At 69.0% G+C, this 16,356-nt stretch carries 15 protein-coding genes, 1 pseudogene and 1 riboswitch; of the genes and pseudogenes, 7 read left to right on the forward strand and 9 right to left on the reverse strand.

Annotated features, from left to right (window positions below; translation table 11 throughout):
• The first annotated feature begins 32 nt into the window (after nucleotides 1–32).
• The 3 genes from VG561_RS05430 to gph all read left to right on the forward strand — a co-directional run bounded on the left by VG561_RS05430 (nucleotide 33) and on the right by gph (nucleotide 2,483).
• A complete protein-coding gene (locus tag VG561_RS05430; RefSeq protein WP_014645815.1) occupies nucleotides 33–962 on the forward strand; it encodes a LysR family transcriptional regulator in 930 nt (309 codons plus the stop codon).
• Nucleotides 959–1,750 carry a class I SAM-dependent methyltransferase gene (locus VG561_RS05435; RefSeq protein ID WP_014645816.1) on the forward strand — a complete coding sequence of 264 codons (792 nt, stop codon included), beginning with the start codon at nucleotides 959–961 and terminating at the stop codon, nucleotides 1,748–1,750. Before VG561_RS05430 ends, VG561_RS05435 begins: the two co-directional genes overlap by 4 nt.
• Nucleotides 1,751–1,814: 64 nt before the next feature.
• The gene (gph, locus tag VG561_RS05440) at nucleotides 1,815–2,483 is read left to right on the forward strand and encodes a phosphoglycolate phosphatase (RefSeq protein WP_049441337.1); all 669 of its coding nucleotides are present in this window, start codon (nucleotides 1,815–1,817) and stop codon (nucleotides 2,481–2,483) included.
• 93 nt (nucleotides 2,484–2,576) lie between these two features.
• Here the strand turns inward: gph and btuB are convergent, their stop codons facing one another.
• The gene (btuB, locus tag VG561_RS05445) at nucleotides 2,577–4,418 is read right to left on the reverse strand and encodes a TonB-dependent vitamin B12 receptor (protein ID WP_046428665.1); all 1,842 of its coding nucleotides are present in this window, start codon (nucleotides 4,416–4,418) and stop codon (nucleotides 2,577–2,579) included.
• Nucleotides 4,419–4,533: 115 nt separating this feature from the next.
• Nucleotides 4,534–4,756, reverse strand: a riboswitch (cobalamin riboswitch).
• Between the two features lie 142 nt (nucleotides 4,757–4,898).
• Between btuB and VG561_RS05450 the strand changes: the two genes are divergently transcribed.
• A complete protein-coding gene (locus VG561_RS05450; RefSeq protein WP_049408270.1) occupies nucleotides 4,899–5,477 on the forward strand; it encodes a histidine phosphatase family protein in 579 nt (192 codons plus the stop codon).
• Between the two features lie 91 nt (nucleotides 5,478–5,568).
• Here the strand turns inward: VG561_RS05450 and VG561_RS05455 are convergent, their stop codons facing one another.
• Nucleotides 5,569–5,931 carry a TfoX/Sxy family protein gene (locus VG561_RS05455; RefSeq protein WP_014645820.1) on the reverse strand — a complete coding sequence of 121 codons (363 nt, stop codon included), beginning with the start codon at nucleotides 5,929–5,931 and terminating at the stop codon, nucleotides 5,569–5,571.
• On the reverse strand, nucleotides 5,928–6,410 hold the full coding sequence (locus VG561_RS05460) for a GAF domain-containing protein (RefSeq protein ID WP_014645821.1): 483 nt from the start codon (nucleotides 6,408–6,410) through the stop codon (nucleotides 5,928–5,930). The genes VG561_RS05455 and VG561_RS05460 overlap by 4 nt, the downstream gene beginning before the upstream one ends.
• 68 nt (nucleotides 6,411–6,478) lie before the next feature.
• On the opposite strand from VG561_RS05460, the gene bioD reads away from it, so the two are divergent.
• Nucleotides 6,479–7,162: a dethiobiotin synthase gene (bioD, locus tag VG561_RS05465; RefSeq protein ID WP_041864050.1), complete on the forward strand. Its 684-nt coding sequence runs from the start codon at nucleotides 6,479–6,481 to the stop codon at nucleotides 7,160–7,162.
• Nucleotides 7,163–7,176: 14 nt separating this feature from the next.
• Here bioD and VG561_RS05470 read toward each other — a convergent pair.
• From VG561_RS05470 to msrB, 4 genes and pseudogenes are all read right to left on the reverse strand, one after another.
• Nucleotides 7,177–8,613, reverse strand: a pseudogene (locus VG561_RS05470) (PLP-dependent aminotransferase family protein); the annotation flags it as partial.
• 242 nt (nucleotides 8,614–8,855) lie between these two features.
• A complete protein-coding gene (gene msrA / locus VG561_RS05475; RefSeq protein WP_032959274.1) occupies nucleotides 8,856–9,593 on the reverse strand; it encodes a peptide-methionine (S)-S-oxide reductase MsrA in 738 nt (245 codons plus the stop codon).
• A gap of 14 nt (nucleotides 9,594–9,607) precedes the next feature.
• A complete protein-coding gene (locus VG561_RS05480) occupies nucleotides 9,608–11,374 on the reverse strand; it encodes a cytochrome c biogenesis protein CcdA (RefSeq protein ID WP_197603059.1) in 1,767 nt (588 codons plus the stop codon).
• Between the two features lie 2 nt (nucleotides 11,375–11,376).
• Nucleotides 11,377–11,949, reverse strand: a complete 573-nt coding sequence (msrB, locus tag VG561_RS05485) for a peptide-methionine (R)-S-oxide reductase MsrB (RefSeq protein WP_032959218.1) — start codon at nucleotides 11,947–11,949, stop codon at nucleotides 11,377–11,379.
• Between the two features lie 144 nt (nucleotides 11,950–12,093).
• Here msrB and VG561_RS05490 point away from each other — a divergent pair, with 144 nt between their 5' ends.
• The gene (locus tag VG561_RS05490) at nucleotides 12,094–12,813 is read left to right on the forward strand and encodes a response regulator transcription factor (RefSeq protein WP_014645826.1); all 720 of its coding nucleotides are present in this window, start codon (nucleotides 12,094–12,096) and stop codon (nucleotides 12,811–12,813) included.
• Nucleotides 12,810–14,279 (forward strand): sensor histidine kinase, encoded by a 1,470-nt coding sequence (locus tag VG561_RS05495; RefSeq protein ID WP_032959213.1) that lies wholly within the window; start codon nucleotides 12,810–12,812, stop codon nucleotides 14,277–14,279. Before VG561_RS05490 ends, VG561_RS05495 begins: the two co-directional genes overlap by 4 nt.
• Here the strand turns inward: VG561_RS05495 and VG561_RS05500 are convergent.
• Both VG561_RS05500 and VG561_RS05505 read right to left on the reverse strand, forming a co-directional pair.
• Entirely contained in the window at nucleotides 14,276–15,622 is a 1,347-nt protein-coding gene (locus VG561_RS05500; protein WP_197575085.1) for an ATP-binding protein, read from the reverse strand. The two genes, VG561_RS05495 and VG561_RS05500, sit on opposite strands and share 4 nt — an antisense overlap.
• The gene (locus VG561_RS05505; RefSeq protein ID WP_014645829.1) at nucleotides 15,619–16,308 is read right to left on the reverse strand and encodes a winged helix-turn-helix domain-containing protein; all 690 of its coding nucleotides are present in this window, start codon (nucleotides 16,306–16,308) and stop codon (nucleotides 15,619–15,621) included. The genes VG561_RS05500 and VG561_RS05505 overlap by 4 nt, the downstream gene beginning before the upstream one ends.
• Nucleotides 16,309–16,356 lie beyond the last annotated feature (48 nt).

The raw sequence follows: 16,356 nt of genomic DNA on the forward strand, positions 1-16,356 counted from the left end.
TAACGTGCTTGTTTGTTGCATGGATCGAGCATATGGACCGATTGACCGCCATGACCGTGTTCGTCGAGGTGGCCGAGCGCGGCAGCCTGACCGCGGCGGCAGAGGTGCTGGACATGTCGCGGGCGATGGTCAGCCGCTACCTGGCTGAGGTCGAGGGCTGGCTGGGCGCACGCCTGCTGCACCGGACCACGCGCCGGGTCAGTCTGACCGGGCCCGGCGAGGCGGCGCTGGCGCGCTTCCGGCAGATGCTGGCGATCGGCGAGGAACTGCAGGGCGAGCTGGCCAGCGATGATCCCGAGCCGCATGGCACGCTGCGGGTGACTGCCAGCGTGTCGTTCGGGCAGAGCCACCTGGCGCGGGCGGTGGCCGGCTTTGTTGCGCGCCATCCGGCGGCACGCATCGAGCTGCTGCTGGTCGACCGCACGGTCAACCTGGTGGAGGAGCGGGTGGACCTGGCCGTGCGCATCGCGCGCCAGATCGATCCCAGCCTGATCGCGCGGCGGCTGGCCACCTGCCGCTCGGTGCTGTGCGCGACGCCGTCCTACCTGCAGGCACGCGGCACGCCGACTGCTCCCGAGCATCTGGCCGCGCACAACTGCCTGACCCACCACTACGTCGGCAAGAGCCTGTGGCAGCTGCACCGGGACGGCCGTTCGCTGTCGGTGGCGGTGGGCGGCAACATCAGCGCCAACGAGGCCTCGCTGCTGCTGGAGGCGGTGCGGGCCGGTGCCGGTATCGCCATGCTGCCGACCTACCAGGTGGCGCCGCTGCTGCGTACCGGCGAGCTGATCGAACTGCTGCCCGAATTCAGCCTGGACGAACTCGGCATTCATGCCGTGTACGCGTCACGGCGACAGCAGCCCGCTATCATGCGGCGATTCCTGGACTACCTGGCCGAGTGTTTCGCCAGCCCGGCCTTCCAGGATCTGGATTGGCGCCCACCGGGCAAGGAGAACACATGAACCATGGACAGGCCTTGATCGACCACAACCGTGCTGCCTGGGACCGCCAGGCCAGCGAAGTGCGCGAATGGTCGCGCCCGGTGGAAAGTTCAACCATTGCCGCCGCGCGCGAAGGCCGCTGGCAGGTGCATCTGACCCCACGCGCGCTGCCATTGGACTGGCTGGGCGATGTGCGTGGCCGCCGCATCCTGTGCCTGGCCTCGGGCGGGGGCCAGCAGGCACCGGTGCTGGCCGCTGCGGGCGCCGACGTCACCGTGTTCGATCTCTCCGACGGGCAGCTGGAACAGGACCGCAGCGTGGCGGCGCGCGATGGCCTGCAGCTGCGCACGGTGCAGGGCGACATGCGCGACCTGCACGTATTCGCCAACGACAGCTTCGACGTGGTGTTCCATCCGATCTCCAACCTGTACGTACCCGACGTGCGCCCGGTGTGGACCGAATGCCGCCGCGTGCTGGCGCGCGACGGCATGTTGATGGCCAGCTTCTACAACCCGGTGCTGTTCGTCGGCGCGCGCGATCCGCAGCTCGATGCGCAGGGCCTGATCCGGCCGCAGTACGCCATTCCCTATTCGGACCTGGAAGACCTGCCCGCCGCAGAACGTGAGGCGAAACTCGGCCGCGGCGATGCGCTGACCTTTGGCCACAGCCTGACCGAACTGATCGGCGGGCAGCTGGATGCGGGGTTCGTCATCGATCGCTTCATGGAAGACTGGCAGCCGCAGCCGCGCTTCCTGATCGACCGCTACCTGCCCACGTTCCTGGCCACCCGCGCACGCCGGATCGGTTGAGGCGGATCGGCGCAGAAACCAGCGGCGTACAATGGGCGGCCCCACGTCGTGCAGGTGCCGTCCCTTGTCGTATCCCTATCCGCTGGTCGTGTTCGACCTAGATGGCACGCTGGTCGACAGCGCAGCTGATATCGCCGAAGCACTGAACCGCACGCTGGAAGACATCGGCATGGCACGCGTGCCGGAAGCCACGGTTCTGGGCTGGATCGGCGACGGTGTGCGCCGCCTGGTCGAGCAGGCCGTGCACGCCGCGGGTCGTGAGGTCGACCTGGCCGAAGTGATGCCGGTGTTCATGGTGCACTACCGTGAGTGCCTGCTGCGCAGCCCGCGCCTGTTCGATGGCGTGGCCGAAGCGCTGATGCAGCTGCGTGCACGCGGTGTTCCGCTGGCGATCTGCACCAACAAGCCCGAAGCGCTGGTGCCGCCACTGCTGCAGCACCTGGGCATTGGTGATGCGTTCGCGCTGGTACTGGGCGGCGATTCGCTGCCGCAGCGCAAGCCCAGCGGTGAGCCGCTGCGGCACATCGCTGCGCACTTCGGGCTGGCGGTGGATGCCTGCCTGATGGTGGGTGATTCGTTGACCGACTACCGCGCCGCCGAAGAGGCGGGCATGCCGATCGCACTGGTGCGTTACGGTTATCCGCGTGGCCTGGACCTGGCCACCGCACAGGCGGTGGCGGTGATTGACGACCTGCGTGAGTTGCCGGGGTTGGCCGCGGGCGTTCGGGTGTAGAGCGGAGCCCACGCTCGGCTGCTTCATTGCGTGAGCCGAGCATGGGCTCGGCTCTACAGTAGATCGGCGCCGGGCGATGCCCGGCGCGCGCCTTCATTTCGGCTGGTAACGCACGCTCAGCTGGTATTCGCGGCCGGGCTGGTTGAACCACGCCACCGTCTCGTAGCGGCGGTCGAACACGTTGGCGGCACGTGCCAGCAGCGACCACGCCGGCGTCAGCGCGTACTCGGCGCGCAGGTCCAGCGTGCCGTAGCCACCGACCTTCACCGCGTTGGCGGCATCGTCATAGCGCTTGCCCGCACCCTGCACGGTCAGGCCGGCGCGGAAATCGCCGAAGCGGCGGTCGACGTCCAGGCGCGCGGTCTGCTGTGCACGGCGCGGCAGCCAGTTGTCGAACTGGGTGCTGCCATGGGTGCGGTTGCGCGGGTCGGTGTAGCTCAGCTGCGCGTTGAGGTCGAAGCCGGCCAGCAGCACGCCACCGGTCAGTTCGGCGCCACGGATGCGCGCCTTCTCCACCTGCTGCATTTTCATCGTGGACGCATCGTAGGTGATCAGGTCATCGATGCGGGTCTCGTACACGTCCAGGCCCCAATGCCAGCCCTGGCCCTGCTGCGAAACACCGAGGTTGGCGCTCTTGGACTTCTCCGGCTTCAACGTCGGCACGCCACTCCACGGGTCGTACAGGTCGCTGAAGGTCGGTGCCTTGAAGGCGGTGCCGTAGCTGGCATTGACGCGCAGGCCGTGGTCCAGCTGCATTGCCCAGCCGAGACTGCCGGTGGCGTGGTTGCCGAACTGCTGGTTGTCGTCGTTGCGTGCGCTGGCCTGCAGCTGATGGCGGCCGAAGCGGCCCTGGTACTGCACGAACACGCCGGTGTTGCGACGGCTGTCGACGAGGTAGCCCGCGCTGCTGCCATCCAGGTTGTCTTCGCTCCAGTCCACGCCGGTGCTCAGCAGCTGGCTTCCGGTCAAGGTGAAGTCACCCTGCAGCGAGGCGCTGTCGCGGTGGGTCTGCGCGCTGCCGCGTGCGCCGAAGTCGCCGAAGTTGTCCGATTCGTTGTCGCTGCGGCCGACGTTGGCGGTGAACGCCAGGCGCCCGGACGGGGTGTAGCGCACCTTGCCGGCCAGCACCTGCTGGCGGGTTTCCGAGTAGTTGTAATAGCCGTCGTAGTGGTTCTTGCCGTCGGCGCGCAGCGCACTGCCTTCCACATTCCACTGGTCGTTGAAGGTGTAGCCGCCACGCAGGCTCTTGGACAGGTTGCGGTAGCCGTCGCGGTCGGGTTCGTCAGCGAAGCAGCCGGTGAACAGCGTCGCCGAGCCACGGCAGGCATCGACGCCATCGGAATGCTGGTAGGCGATGTCGGCGCCGAACCAGCCGCGTTCGGTGCCACCTCCGATGCCGCCGCTGGCTTCGCGCAGGCCGTTGCTGCCACCACCGAGCTGGAAGTGCGGAGCAAAATCGCCCTGGTTGCGGCGGGTGAAGATCTGGATCACGCCACCGATGGCGTCGGCGCCGTACAGGCTGGACTGCGGGCCGCGCACGATTTCCACGCGTTCGATCTGCGCCAGCGGCAGGTCCTGGTACATGGCCAGGCCGAGGTCGGCACTGTTGATGCGCACGCCATCGACCAGCACCACGGTGTGGCCCGAGTTGGTGCCGCGCAGGAACAGCGAGCTCTGCTTGCCGAGCCCGCCGGCATTGGTCAGGTTGATGCCGGCGCGGCCGCGCAGCAGTTCCTGCAACGAGGTGGCCTGACTGGATTCGATCTGCGCGCGGTCGATCACCTGGGCTGGTGCGATGCTGTCCTGCAGGGCGATCGGGGTGCGGGTGGCGGTGACCAGGATCTGGTCGAGCGCGGTGGTGTCATCGGCGGCCTGGGCCAGCGCGGGCAGGGCGGCCAGCACGGCCAGGGACAGCATTCGGGACTGCAGCTTCATGGGGGACTCCAGGTGCCACGCACGCCCGCGTGGCGAAGGGGAGGAGCCGCGAAGGCAGGCATGCGCCGACGCCGCAGCGCAGGCTGCGGTCATCCAGCGCCATGCCCACCGCACCGCGACCTGAGGCTTCCGGGCCGGTCTCCGGGCTTGCCGCCGGGTGGCGCGAGGCCACCGTCCAGGCGCCTTCCCATGCCTGCGGCACAGTGGCGTTGTTGCCTGGAACTGACGTGCTTACCGTTGCGGGGGCAGCGCCGGCCTGGCGTGGATTCACGCGTCACCGGCTTCCCGTTTCAACCTGCCGGCCGTGGCCGCAGGTCACCTGGAAGTGCGCGCAGTCTACGGCATCGCAGGCGGCCCGTAGCGTCGAGCGTACCCGACTGCCTTTGCTGTGCCCTTAGAATGGTCCCTCGATCCCGTGGTGCCGTTGCCGATGTCCGCCCGTTTTCCGCTGTTCCCGCGTTGCCTGTACAGGACGCACGCATGATCCTCGACCTGGTCCGCCATGCCGGCAACGGTCGCGATGAGTTCCTCGATGGCCGCAGCGATCCACCGCAGCTGGCCCGCCTGCCGCAGGAACTGGTCGACGCCTACGCTGCGCAGCCCTGGGAACGGGTGATCAGTTCGCCGCGGCTGCGCTCGCTGCACACGGCGATGGCCCTGGCCACCCCGCGCGGGCTGGACGTGGAAGCGGAGGAGGAATGGGAAGAGCTGGATTTCGGCGATTGGGACGGGCAGTCGCTGTTCGACCTGCCGGAGGATGCACTGGCGGCCTTCCATGCCGATCCGCATGCATTCCCACCGCCCAACGGTGAAAGCTGGGGCCACTTCGAGCGGCGTATCGCGCGCGCGCTGGATCGACTGCTCGATGATGACGACCCGGTGCCAACGCTGGTGGTCAGCCATGGCGGCCCGCTGCGCATGGTGCTGTCGCAGGTCTGCGGCCTGCCGATGTCGCTGTGCTGGGCACTGCGCATCGACCACGGCACGCGCCTGCGGGTACGGCTGGAACGTGGCGAAGCCGGGCTGGCAGGCGAGCTGCTGGAACTGCAGCAGCCGTAACCCATCGGTAGTGCCGGCCGCTGGCCGGCAGTCTCAGGAACGTTGAAAAGACCACGCAATTGCCGGCCAGCGGCCGGCACTACCGGTGCAGTCAATCCTCGTCCGCATCCTCGGTCACGCTGTCTTCCGCGTCATCGTCGGCATCGAAGCGCTGCTCATGCACCGGACCCGACGCCGGGCCGGCCGCCTTCAGCGGATGCGCGGCGATGCGTGCTTCGTAATCCTGCACCAGCGCCTCACGCTGCGGCTCGCTCAGTTCCTGCCAGTGGCAGTCCAGCAGCGCGCCTTCCAGCGAGTACAGCAGGTTCAGGCTGGGCTTGAAGCCGGCGCGCTTGACCTTGACGAAGGCGCCGACTGCGCCGGTCGCAACCAGGTCCTCGCGGCTGCGCAGGCCGACCTGGCGCAGCCACGCTGCACTCTTGGGGCCGATGTTGCGCAGCTTCGGTGCGCTCATCCCAGCGCCTCGACGAACACGCGGGCGATGGCTTCCAGGCCGGCCTGGTCATCGGCATCGAAGCGGCCGATCTTCGGGCTGTCGATGTCGAACACGCCGATCAGTTCATCGCCGCGCAGCAGCGGCACCACCAGTTCCGAACGCGAGGCCGAATCGCAGGCGATATGGCCGGGGAAGGCATCGACGTCGTCCACGCGCTGGGTCACGCGCTGGCTGGCGGCGGCACCGCACACGCCCTTGTCCAGCGGGATGCGCACGCAGGCCGGCAGGCCCTGGAACGGGCCGACCACCAGCTCCGTGCCGTCGTACAGGTAGAAACCCACCCAGTTCAGGTCGGGCAGGGCGTGGTAGACCAGTGCGGAGAGGTTGGCCGCGTTGGCGATGCGGTCGGACTCGGCGTAGACCAGGCCACGGGCCTGTTCCAGCAGCTGGGCATATTGTTCCGGCTTGCTGCCGGTAAGCGAGGCATTGGCGAACATGCCCGCAGTCTAGCAAGCGCGCCGGGCCGGCGATAATGCACGCTCTGTTGCCCTGTTGGAGCCCATCGATGCCGTTGCCCGCTACGCTGCCGCCCGCCCTGTTCATTACCGGCACCGATACGGAGATCGGCAAGACCGCGGCCAGCACCGCGCTGCTGCAGGCGCTGCGCCGGCGCGGCCTGCGCGCGGTGGGCATGAAACCGGTGGCCAGCGGCAGCGAAGACCTGGGGCAGGGCCTGCGCAACGAAGACGCGCTGGCGCTGCAGGCGGCCAGCTGGCCGGTGCCGGACTATGCCGATCTGAACCCGTATGCGCTGCGGCAGCCGCTGGCACCGGAGCTGGCCGCTGCCGAGGACGGCGTGCGGGTGGAACTGGCGCCGATCGTGGCTGCGTTCGCGCGACTGCGCGCACAGGCCGACATCGTGGTGGTGGAAGGCGTCGGTGGGTGGCTGGCGCCGGTCTCGGCCACGCTGGACCAGCTGGACCTGGTGCGAGCACTGCAGTTGCCGGTGCTGCTGGTGGTGGGCATGCGGCTGGGCTGCGTCAACCATGCGCGGCTGACTGCGCAGTCGCTGCAGGCCAGCGGCGTGCAGTGCCTGGGCTGGATCGGCAACCACATCGACCCGGCGATGCAGCGCCAGGATGAGAACATCGCCACGTTGCAGCAGCGCCTGCCGATGCCGTGCTGGGGACGGCTGCCGCATCTGCCGGGTGCGGATGGCGAAGCGCTGAGCGCGCACCTGCTCGAGTGATCCTGGGTAGTGCCGGCCGCCAGCTCCCGCGCGATCGCGCCCAGTCTTTCCACCGCGCCAATGAAGCGCGCATCCAGGGTCTGGCAGCACGACAGCCGCAGGCAGTGGCGGTATCGCGCGCCACGTGAATAGACCTGGCCGGGCATGAACACGATGTCCTCCTGCAGCGCTCGCTCGAACAGCTCGCGCGTATCCACGCCCGGCAGTTCCAGCCACAGCAGGAATCCGCCCTGCGGTTCGGTGGCGCGGGTGCCGGCCGGGAAGTGCTCGGCCACCAGCTGGCGCAGCCGTCCCACCTGTTCGCGGTATAGCCGGCGCATGCGATGCAGGTGGTGCTCGTAGCTGCCCGCTTCCAGATACGCCGCGACCGCGTCACCGAGCAGCTGCGGCTCGCCGCCGGTGGACTGGAATTTCAGCAGCGCGATGCGCTCGGCGAAGCGGCCGCCATCCAGCCAGCCGATGCGGTAATCCGGCGCCAGTGTCTTGGAGAAACCTCCGACTACCATCACCCAGCCGTCGCGATCGAAGGCCTTCAGCAGGGGCGCCGGCGGTTCGCAGAACTGCAGCTCGGCGTACACCGCGTCCTCGATCAGCGGCAGCTGCCGTGCGTTGACCAGCTCGGCCAGGCGCTGCTTGGTGGCGGTCGGCATGGTGCAGCCGAGCGGGTTGTGCACGGTCGGCATCACCACCAGTGCGGCCAGCGGTGTGTGCTGCAGCAGCGCGTCCAGCGCATCCACATCCAGTCCGTGCTGCGGATGGGTGGGCAGCTCGATGGCCTGCAGGCCGAGGTTGGCCAGCAACGGATACAGGTTGAAGTAGGACGGCGCCTCGATGCCGACCGCATCACCGGGCTGGGTGACCGCGCGCAGCGCCAGCTGCAGGCCCTCCATCGCACCATGGGTCAGCAGCAGGCGTTCGCTGTGGGTGTGCAGCCCCATGCGCGGGCCACGCCGCACGATCTGCGCCAGCAGCCGTGGCGAGCCGTTGGGGCGCGCGTAGGTCTCCACCGTCTGCTGGCCGTGGCGCAGCACCTGTGCGGTATGCCGGGCCAGCTGCGCGCCCGGATAGAACTGGCGCCCGCGCGGACCGGCAAAGGCCAGGTCGATCACACCGGGGCGGCGCTGTGCTTCCAGCACGCGGGCCATCAGCACCTGCTGCAGTGGTGCGGTGGGTGCGGACGGGGTATCACGCAGCGAACGCTCTGGCACCGACAAGCGCGGCGCCACCTCGAAGCCGGCTTTGGGCCGCGGAATGACCAGGCCGGCGTCCTCCAGCTGGCGATAGGCGGCAATCACCGTGTTCAGGCTGAGCCTGCGCTGCAGGGCCATCTGCCGCAGCGAAGGCAGGCGGCTGCCAACCGGAAGGCGTCCGCCGTGGATGGCCTCGGCCAGCTCGTCGGACAGCCGTTGGTAGCGGGGTGGGATCATCGCGCTCTGGTCATCTGTATCCATCGAATTTCCCACCATCTGGTGCTGTACCCATGATGATGGCGAGCCTAGCATGTCGTTGTCGGCCGGGCCTGATCGGGGCACGGCCGATACTTCCCAAACGCACGGCTGGATGGCCGTGCGTCTTTTTCTGTGTGTAGAGCCGAGCCCATGCTCGGCTGCACTTCCGCCAACAGCAGCCGAGCGTGGGCTCGGCTCTACAGAGAGCACCGCCGAGCGTCGGTCAGCCCAAAGGGGAATGCCGGCTACCGCATCGGCACCAGCACCGCCTCGCGCCGGTACAGCGCCGGGAACTGCCTGCCCAGCGCGGCCAGCTTCGGTGCGTCGTAGTAGCGGATGTAGGCCGCCTGCGGGTAGTTGGTCATGTAGTTCTGGTGGTAGCTCTCGGCCGGGTAGAAGCGCTGGCCGCTGACCAGCTGGGTGACGATCGGCGCGCGGTAGCTGCCGGCCTGGCCGAGCTGGGCGATGTAGGCGCGGCTGGCAGCCTGCTGGCGTGCGTCGTCGCTGAAGATCGCCGAGCGGTACTGGCTGCCGTGGTCCGGCCCCTGCCGATTGAGCTGGGTCGGGTCGTGCACCACCGAGAAGAACACCTGCATCAGCTGCCCGTAGCTGACCTGGCGCGGGTCGTAGTCGATCTTCACTGCTTCGGCATGCCCGGTCTGGCCACCGCTGACGCGCTCATAACGCGCATTGGCCGCACTGCCACCGATGTAGCCGGACACGGCATTGCTCACGCCCTTGACGTGCTGGAACACGCCCTGCACACCCCAGAAGCAACCACCGGCGAACACCACGCTGGCGTGGCTGGCGTCATCGCGGAACGCCGCATCGCCGGTGGGGGCCGGCAGTGCCTGGATCTGCGCGCTGGCCTCGACCGGCGCCGCAATCGCGCCGTGGTCAACCAGCAGCACACCGGCAATCAAGGCCGTGGCCACCAAGCCGGCCACACCGGCGGCGATGCCCTGTTCAAAGGAGAGTTTCATCATGTCCTCCCGGTTCAACCGAAGGTGAAGGCATAGGCCTGCACGCCCGCATCGAGGAACTCGATCTCGAAGCGATGCGGACCGACTGCGCCGCGCTGGCGCACCAGCTGGTACAGGCGGTGCTCGTCGACCACGCCACTGCCATCGGCACCAACATCACTGCCGGCATCGGCGGCGGGCAGCGCTTTGCCGTCCAGCCAGACGCGGAAGCGCACCGGCCTGCCGTCCTCGCTCGGTGCCAGCACCAGGTGCAGGTCGCGCGCATGGAACTGGAAGGCGATGCGGCCGCCGGCCTGCTGCAGCTGTGCGGCCTCATCGGTGACGGTCCAGCGCCCGGACAGCCCCCACTGGTTCAACGCCAGGGTGGCCGGCAGCGTGTAGTCGAACGCGGCGTCGCTGCGCTGCCCGCCGGGCGAGGCGAACTGCTCGGCGCGGGCGTGTCCCAGGTAGGTTTCCGGCGAACGCAGGTTGCCCATGTCGGCCTGCACGGCCACGCCCTTCAGGCCGGCGGCAGCGGGATCGGCCGGTGGCGGCAGATTGGTCTGCCCGGCTTCGGTCAGCAGGCGACGGATCATCTGTTCCGAGCGCGCATAGTTGCCCTCGCCGAACTGGTGGCCGCGGATGTTGCCCTGCGCGTCGACGAAGTACTGCGCGGGCCAGTAGCGGTTGTTGAAGGCGCGCCAGATCGTGTACTGGTTGTCGAGCGCCACCGGGTACTCGACCTTCAGCTGCTGCACCGCTTTCATCACGTTGCGTGGGTCACGCTCGAAGGCGAACTCCGGCGTGTGCACGCCGACCACCACCAGGCCGTGGTCGCGGTAGCGTCGCTCCCATTCGTGCACGAACGGCATCGCGCGCAGGCAGTTGATGCAGGAATAGGTCCAGAAATCGACCAGAACCACCTTGCCGCGCAGCTGCTGTGCACTCAGCGGCGGGCTGTTGAGCCAGCCAGTGGCACCGTCCAGCGCGGGCAGCGTGCCCTCCACCGGCAGCGCTGCATCGGCACCGGCATTGGCGCCGGCCATCATCATCGGCGGTGCCGCCGGCTGCGCGCCGGGCACTGCATCCAGCAGGCGTTGCTCGATACGGGCGGTGCTGACCGTGGACAAGCGGGTCAGCAGGCCGGTATCCCAGCCGAGGCCGATCGCCACGACGGCCAGCAGCGCGGCCACACCCAGCACCTTGCGAAGTACATCGCCGAGGCCGAGCCGCGCCTGCATCGCGCGGAACACCCGGCCGCCGATCCACACCGCCAGCGCCAATGCGGTGATCGCACCCAGTGCGTAGGCCAGCAGCAGCGCAGTGGTACCGACGCTGGCGCCATGCAGGGCGGCGCCGGTCAGCACCAGACCGAGGATCGGCCCGGCACACGGTGCCCACAGCAGGCCAGTGGCGATGCCGATCAGCAGCGAGGTCCACGCGCCGCCGTGCCCCGCGGCATCCGCCGCATCGGCGCGCGCACTCAGGCGGGCACCCATGCGCTGGAACGGCGCCAGCAGGTGGTCGGCCAGTCGTGGCCAGAGCAGGGCGACCGCGAACAACGCCATCAGCAGCAGGGCGACCCAGCGTCCGACCTGGTTGGCCTGTGCCACCCATTGGCTGCCCACCGCGGCCAGGCTGGCGACCACGGTGAAGGTGAGCGCCATGCCCAGCAGCAGCGGCAGCGTGCTGCGCAGGAACGGGCGATCGGCACGCGCGAACACGAACGGCAGCACCGGCAGGATGCAGGGGCTGAGCAGGGTCAGCGCGCCCCCCAGATAGGCAAGCAGCAACAGCAGCATCATCAGGCTCCGGAAGCAGGGGAAGAACCGACCGGCACCCGCCAGCCGTCGGCAGTGCCATCCGTGGCGCCGGGAGCGAACACCATCGCCGCACCGTTCATGCAGTAGCGCAGCCCGGTGGGGCGTGGCCCATCGTTGAACACATGGCCGAGATGGCCGCCGCAGCGGCGGCAATGCACCTCCACCCGCAGCATCCCGAAGGTGACGTCGCGGTCTTCGCCGATGGCGTTGTGCAGCGGCGCCCAGAAGCTGGGCCAGCCGGTACCGCTCTCGAACTTGGTGGACGAGGAGAACAGCGGCAGCGCACAGCCGGCGCAGGCGAAGGTGCCCTGCCGGTGTTCCTTGTTGAGCGGGCTGCTCCAGGGGCGCTCGGTGGCCTGCTGGCGCAGCACCGCGTACTGCGCCGGCGTCAGTCGCTGGCGCCACTCGGCATCGCTGTGCATGACCTCGAACTGTCGCGACGGGCGCGCTTCGGCGGCGGCCGGGGCGGCGCGGCTGCAGGCCCCCAGGCCGAACAGGCCGGCGGCGGTGGCGACACCGCCCAGGCCCAGCAGATGGCGGCGGGAGAGGGACATGGCGGACTCCGGGAAGGGGCGACGGGGCCATGCTGCGCCCGCCCGGGTCAACGAATCCTCACGCAGGATTCAATTTTTCGTGAGGTATCGGCGGCCGTCCCGCGCCACAATGCAGCCAGCCTCCCCACTGGCCCTGAGCTGCCGATGTCGACCAAACGCGTGCTGATCGTTGAAGACGATGCCCACATCGCCGACCTGCTGCGCATGCACCTGGGTGATGAGGGCTACGACGTCGCCCATGCCGCCAGCGGCGATGCCGGCCTGCGCCTGCTCGAGCAGGACGGCCCGTGGGATGCGCTGGTGCTGGACGTGATGCTGCCCGGCGTGGACGGGCTGCAGGTGTGCCAGCGCGCACGCGCGATGGCGCGGTATGTCCCGATCATCATCATCAGCGCGCGCGGCAGTGAAACGCAGCGCATCGTCGGCCTGGAACTGGGCGCGGACGATTACCTGGCAAAACCCTTTTCGATGCCGGAACTGGTGGCACGGGTACGTGCGCTGCTGCGCCGCGCCGAGGCGATGGCGCAGAGCGCGCGCATCGATGCCGGCGCGATCGAGCTGGGTGGGCTGCAGCTCGATCCGGTCGCGCGCACCGCTTCGGTGGATGGCAACACGCTGGAACTGACCCCGCGCGAGTTCGACCTGCTGCTGTTCTTCGCCCGTCATCCGGACCAGGTGTTCGCGCGCATGGAACTGCTCAACCAGGTCTGGGGCTACCAGCACGATGGCTATGAGCACACGGTCAACACCCACATCAACCGCCTGCGCAGCAAGATCGAACCCGACCCGGCCAACCCACGGCGGTTGCTGACGGTGTGGGGCCGCGGTTACAAGCTGGTCGACCCGGCCGGGGCGGCGGCATGATCAAGCCGAACCTGTGGCAGAAGCTGGCGGTGGTGACCGCCGCGCTGATGCTGATGTGCTGCATGGCGCTGCTGGCACTGCAGATGCGTGCCAACACCCGCCACGAGCAGGAAGTCGTGCAGCGGCTGTCGCTGGGCCTGGCCGAACACATCGCCCAGCGCAGCGAGCTGATGGACACCAGCGGCATGCGCGATGCCGCGGTGCGCGCGCTGTTCGGCCAGCTGATGGCGGTCAACCCCAGCGTCGAGGTCTACCTGCTGGACGACCAGGGCCGCATCCTCGGTCACGATGCACCCAGTGGACATCTGGTGCGCAACCGGGTGGACGTGGCGCCGTTGCGTCGCCTGCTGGCCGGTGCACCGTTGCCGATCCTCGGCGATGACCCGCGCAGCGCCGATGGCCGCAAGGTGTTCAGCGCCGCACCATTGATCGTGCAGGGCCGGCCGGCCGGCTATGTGTACGTGGTGCTGGTCGGCGAGCACCGGCAGATGCTCGCCGACGATCTTGCCGCCGGCAGCCAGTGGAACACCACGCTGTGGTCGGTGGTGCTGGTCGGCAGCCTCGGCCTGTTGGCCGGGCTGGTCGCGTTCTACTGGGTGACGCGTCCGTTGCGGCGGCTGACCCGGCGGATCCAGGCCTTTGACATCGATGCGCCGACGCCGCTGCCGCCGCCGGAGCCGCTGCGCGCTGGTGAGCGCGACGAACTGGTGATCCTGGAACATGCGCACGCGCAGATGGCGCAGCGGCTGGGCGAGCAGTGGCAGCAGCTGCGCCAGCAGGATCTGCAGCGCCGTGAACTGGTCGCCAACATCTCGCACGACCTGCGCACGCCGTTGTCGTCGCTGCACGGCTACCTGGAAACGCTGGCGTTGAAGGACGCCACGCTGTCACCGGATGAGCGCCGCCGCTATCTCGGCATTGCGCTGGCACAGAGCGCCAAGGTCGGCCGGCTGGCGCGCGCGCTGTTCGAACTGGCGCGGCTGGAGCACGGCGAAGTGCGGCTGGAGTGGGAAGTGTTCGCGCTGCCGGAGCTGCTGCAGGACGTGCTGCAGAAGTTCGAACTGGCGGCACAGGCACGTGGCCAGCAGCTGCACGCGGCGTTTCCGCCCGGCCTGCCGCTGGTCCGTGCGGACCTGGGCCTGGTCGAGCGGGTGCTGACCAACCTGCTCGACAACGCGCTGCGCCATGCACCCGAGGGTGGCCAGATCGAGGTGCGCCTGCGCGCGACCGCCGACAGCGTGGAGGTCTGCGTCGCCGATGATGGCCCCGGGGTAGCCCCGGCGCTGCGTACCCAGCTGTTCCAGGCACCGGCCGCGCTCGGCGCGCGGCGTGGCGACAACGGCGGATTGGGCCTGTTGATCGTGCAGCGCATCGTGCAGTTGCATGGCCGCCGCATCGAACTGCGCGACAGCGAACGGGGCGCGCTGTTCGTGTTTGCCTTGCCGCGCGCGGAAACGGCGGTCTAGCAGGCTGCCTCGGCCTCCACGACACCGCCGGTTTCCAGCGGCAGGTGCAGGCGGATGCAGGCGCCGCCCAGCGCCGAATCGGTCACCTCGACCTGGCCGCCATGCTTGTCGGCCACCACCTGCACCAGCGCCAGCCCGAGGCCGAAGCCGGGGCTGCCCGGGTCCAGCCGCACATAGGGTTGCAGCACCTGGCCGCGCAGTTCCGGTGCAATGCCGGGGCCGTCGTCCTCCACCTGCAGGCACAGCCAGCCGTCATTGACCGTGCTGGCGATGCGGATCTGCCGACGCGCGTAACGCAGCGCATTGCCGAGCAGGTTGCGCAGCGCCAGTTCCAGCATGTGCCGGTTGACGTTGACCAGGCCCACCGGCGACAACGCCTGCTGCACCGGCATCGGCAACGGTGCGAACTGGGCCACCACGCCGCGCACCAGCGCCGCCAGCTGCAGGCGCTGGCGGGTCAGCTGATGGCAGCGGCCCAGTGCGGCGTATTCGACGCCGGCATCGGTGAGGTGCTGCAGCCGATCGACGTCGGTGCGCAGCCCGCCCAGCGCATCGCGCTGCACATCGTCGAGCGCAGTGTCTTCCAGGTCGGCCAGGCCGAAACGCATCCGTGCCAACGGCGTGCGCACCTCGTGCGCGACCGCCTGGGCCAGCACGCGCTGGCTTTCCAGCAGCTGCTGCAGCTGCTCGGCCATGTGGTTGAAGGCGTTGGCCAACGGCCGCACCAGCGCGGTGCCGGCGCGCGGCGCGCGGGTATCCAGCTGGCCGTCGCGCATCTGCCGCGCCGCCTGGGCCAACTGCGAGACGTCGCGCCACAGCCGGTACACCATCACGTACATCGGCAGTGCCACCGCCACCATCAGGATCAGCAGCAGGATCGCCACACCGGATACTTCGCTGTCCTGCCAGCCTTCGTCCGGCAGCGCCTCGTCCAACGGGCCCAGCATCACGGCGTAGTCGCTGTCGCCGATCCGCTGCAGGCTGCGCATGTGCTCCAGATCGATCTGTACGCGGCCGTTGTTGAACGGCGGGCGCTGGCTGGCCGGCAGCGCCTTCACCGCCTCGGCCAGCGGCACCATGCGCAGCGCGTAGGCGAAATCGGCGTCGAGTTCGCGCGCCAGTGCCGGCCACTGCTCGCGCGGGGTTTCGGCGAAGCGATGCTGCAGCAGCGCGTGCGTGCCGCGCATCTCGGCCTGCAGGCCGGCTTCGGTGCGGTCTTCCAGCAGGGCGTCCCAGGCCCACAGGCCCAGCACGATCAACAACAGGTGGGCGACCAGGAAACCGATGCCGTAGCGCAGGAAGTGGAAGGCGTGGCCGCGCATCGCCGACGGTGTGCGTTTCATCCCCATGCCGAGCGGCTGAACAGGTAGCCGCGGCCACGGACGGTCTTGATCCGTTCCGGCTGCTCCGGGTTGTCGCCCAGCTTGCGGCGCAGGCGCGAGATGCGGGCATCGATTGAGCGGTCCAGGCCATCGAAGGCGATGCCACGCAGGCCGCGCAGCAGCGCGTCGCGGTCCAGGATCTGGCCGGCATTGCTGGCCAGCAGGAACAGCAGGTCGAACTCGGCGGTGGTCAGCTCCAGCAGGCTGCCCTGCAGGTGCACGTTGCGGGTGGACGGGTCGATGCTCAGCTCGCCGAAGCGCAGGCTGCCGTCACGCGGTTCGACCCGGCGGTGGCGGCGCAGGTGGGCGCGCAGGCGGGCCAGCAGCACCCGCGGTTCGATGGGTTTGCCGATGTAATCGTCGGCCCCCAGTTCCAGGCCCAGCACCTGGTCGATGTTGTCGGTACGGGCGGTCAGCACGCAGATGATGCCGTCATAGTGGGGCCGGATCTGCCGACACACTTCGAAACCATCCTGGTCGGGCAGGCCCACATCAAGCAGCACCAGGGCCGGCTTCTCCGCCAGGATCCGGGCCACGGCGCGCTCGCCGCTGCGCTCGTGGGCCACCTGGTAGCCATGCCGTTGCAGGTAGTCGCTGACCATCGTTCCCAGGCGGGCATCGTCTTCGACCAGTACGATATCCAGCATTTCCAAGGCCTCCGTGGGCGCAAACGTACCGCCACGGCACGAGCGCGG

The organism is Stenotrophomonas sp. CASM110 (assembly GCF_049384345.1).
In the GTDB taxonomy this organism is placed as follows: Bacteria; Pseudomonadota; Gammaproteobacteria; order Xanthomonadales; family Xanthomonadaceae; genus Stenotrophomonas; species Stenotrophomonas muris.

Excerpts from the sequence above, each read along its gene's own strand:
- msrA (WP_032959274.1), bottom strand. The coding sequence starts at position 9,593 with ATGAAACTCTCCTTTGAACAGGGCATCGCCGCCGGTGTGGCCGGCTTG.
- btuB (WP_046428665.1), bottom strand. The coding sequence starts at position 4,418 with ATGAAGCTGCAGTCCCGAATGCTGTCCCTGGCCGTGCTGGCCGCCCTG.
- VG561_RS05500 (WP_197575085.1), bottom strand. The coding sequence starts at position 15,622 with ATGAAACGCACACCGTCGGCGATGCGCGGCCACGCCTTCCACTTCCTG.
- VG561_RS05480 (WP_197603059.1), bottom strand. The coding sequence starts at position 11,374 with ATGCTGCTGTTGCTGCTTGCCTATCTGGGGGGCGCGCTGACCCTGCTC.
- VG561_RS05430 (WP_014645815.1), top strand. The coding sequence starts at position 33 with ATGGACCGATTGACCGCCATGACCGTGTTCGTCGAGGTGGCCGAGCGC.
- VG561_RS05460 (WP_014645821.1), bottom strand. The coding sequence starts at position 6,410 with ATGTTCGCCAATGCCTCGCTTACCGGCAGCAAGCCGGAACAATATGCC.
- bioD (WP_041864050.1), top strand. The coding sequence starts at position 6,479 with ATGCCGTTGCCCGCTACGCTGCCGCCCGCCCTGTTCATTACCGGCACC.
- VG561_RS05490 (WP_014645826.1), top strand. The coding sequence starts at position 12,094 with ATGTCGACCAAACGCGTGCTGATCGTTGAAGACGATGCCCACATCGCC.
- VG561_RS05495 (WP_032959213.1), top strand. The coding sequence starts at position 12,810 with ATGATCAAGCCGAACCTGTGGCAGAAGCTGGCGGTGGTGACCGCCGCG.
- VG561_RS05505 (WP_014645829.1), bottom strand. The coding sequence starts at position 16,308 with ATGCTGGATATCGTACTGGTCGAAGACGATGCCCGCCTGGGAACGATG.
- msrB (WP_032959218.1), bottom strand. The coding sequence starts at position 11,949 with ATGTCCCTCTCCCGCCGCCATCTGCTGGGCCTGGGCGGTGTCGCCACC.
- VG561_RS05450 (WP_049408270.1), top strand. The coding sequence starts at position 4,899 with ATGATCCTCGACCTGGTCCGCCATGCCGGCAACGGTCGCGATGAGTTC.
- VG561_RS05455 (WP_014645820.1), bottom strand. The coding sequence starts at position 5,931 with ATGAGCGCACCGAAGCTGCGCAACATCGGCCCCAAGAGTGCAGCGTGG.
- VG561_RS05435 (WP_014645816.1), top strand. The coding sequence starts at position 959 with ATGAACCATGGACAGGCCTTGATCGACCACAACCGTGCTGCCTGGGAC.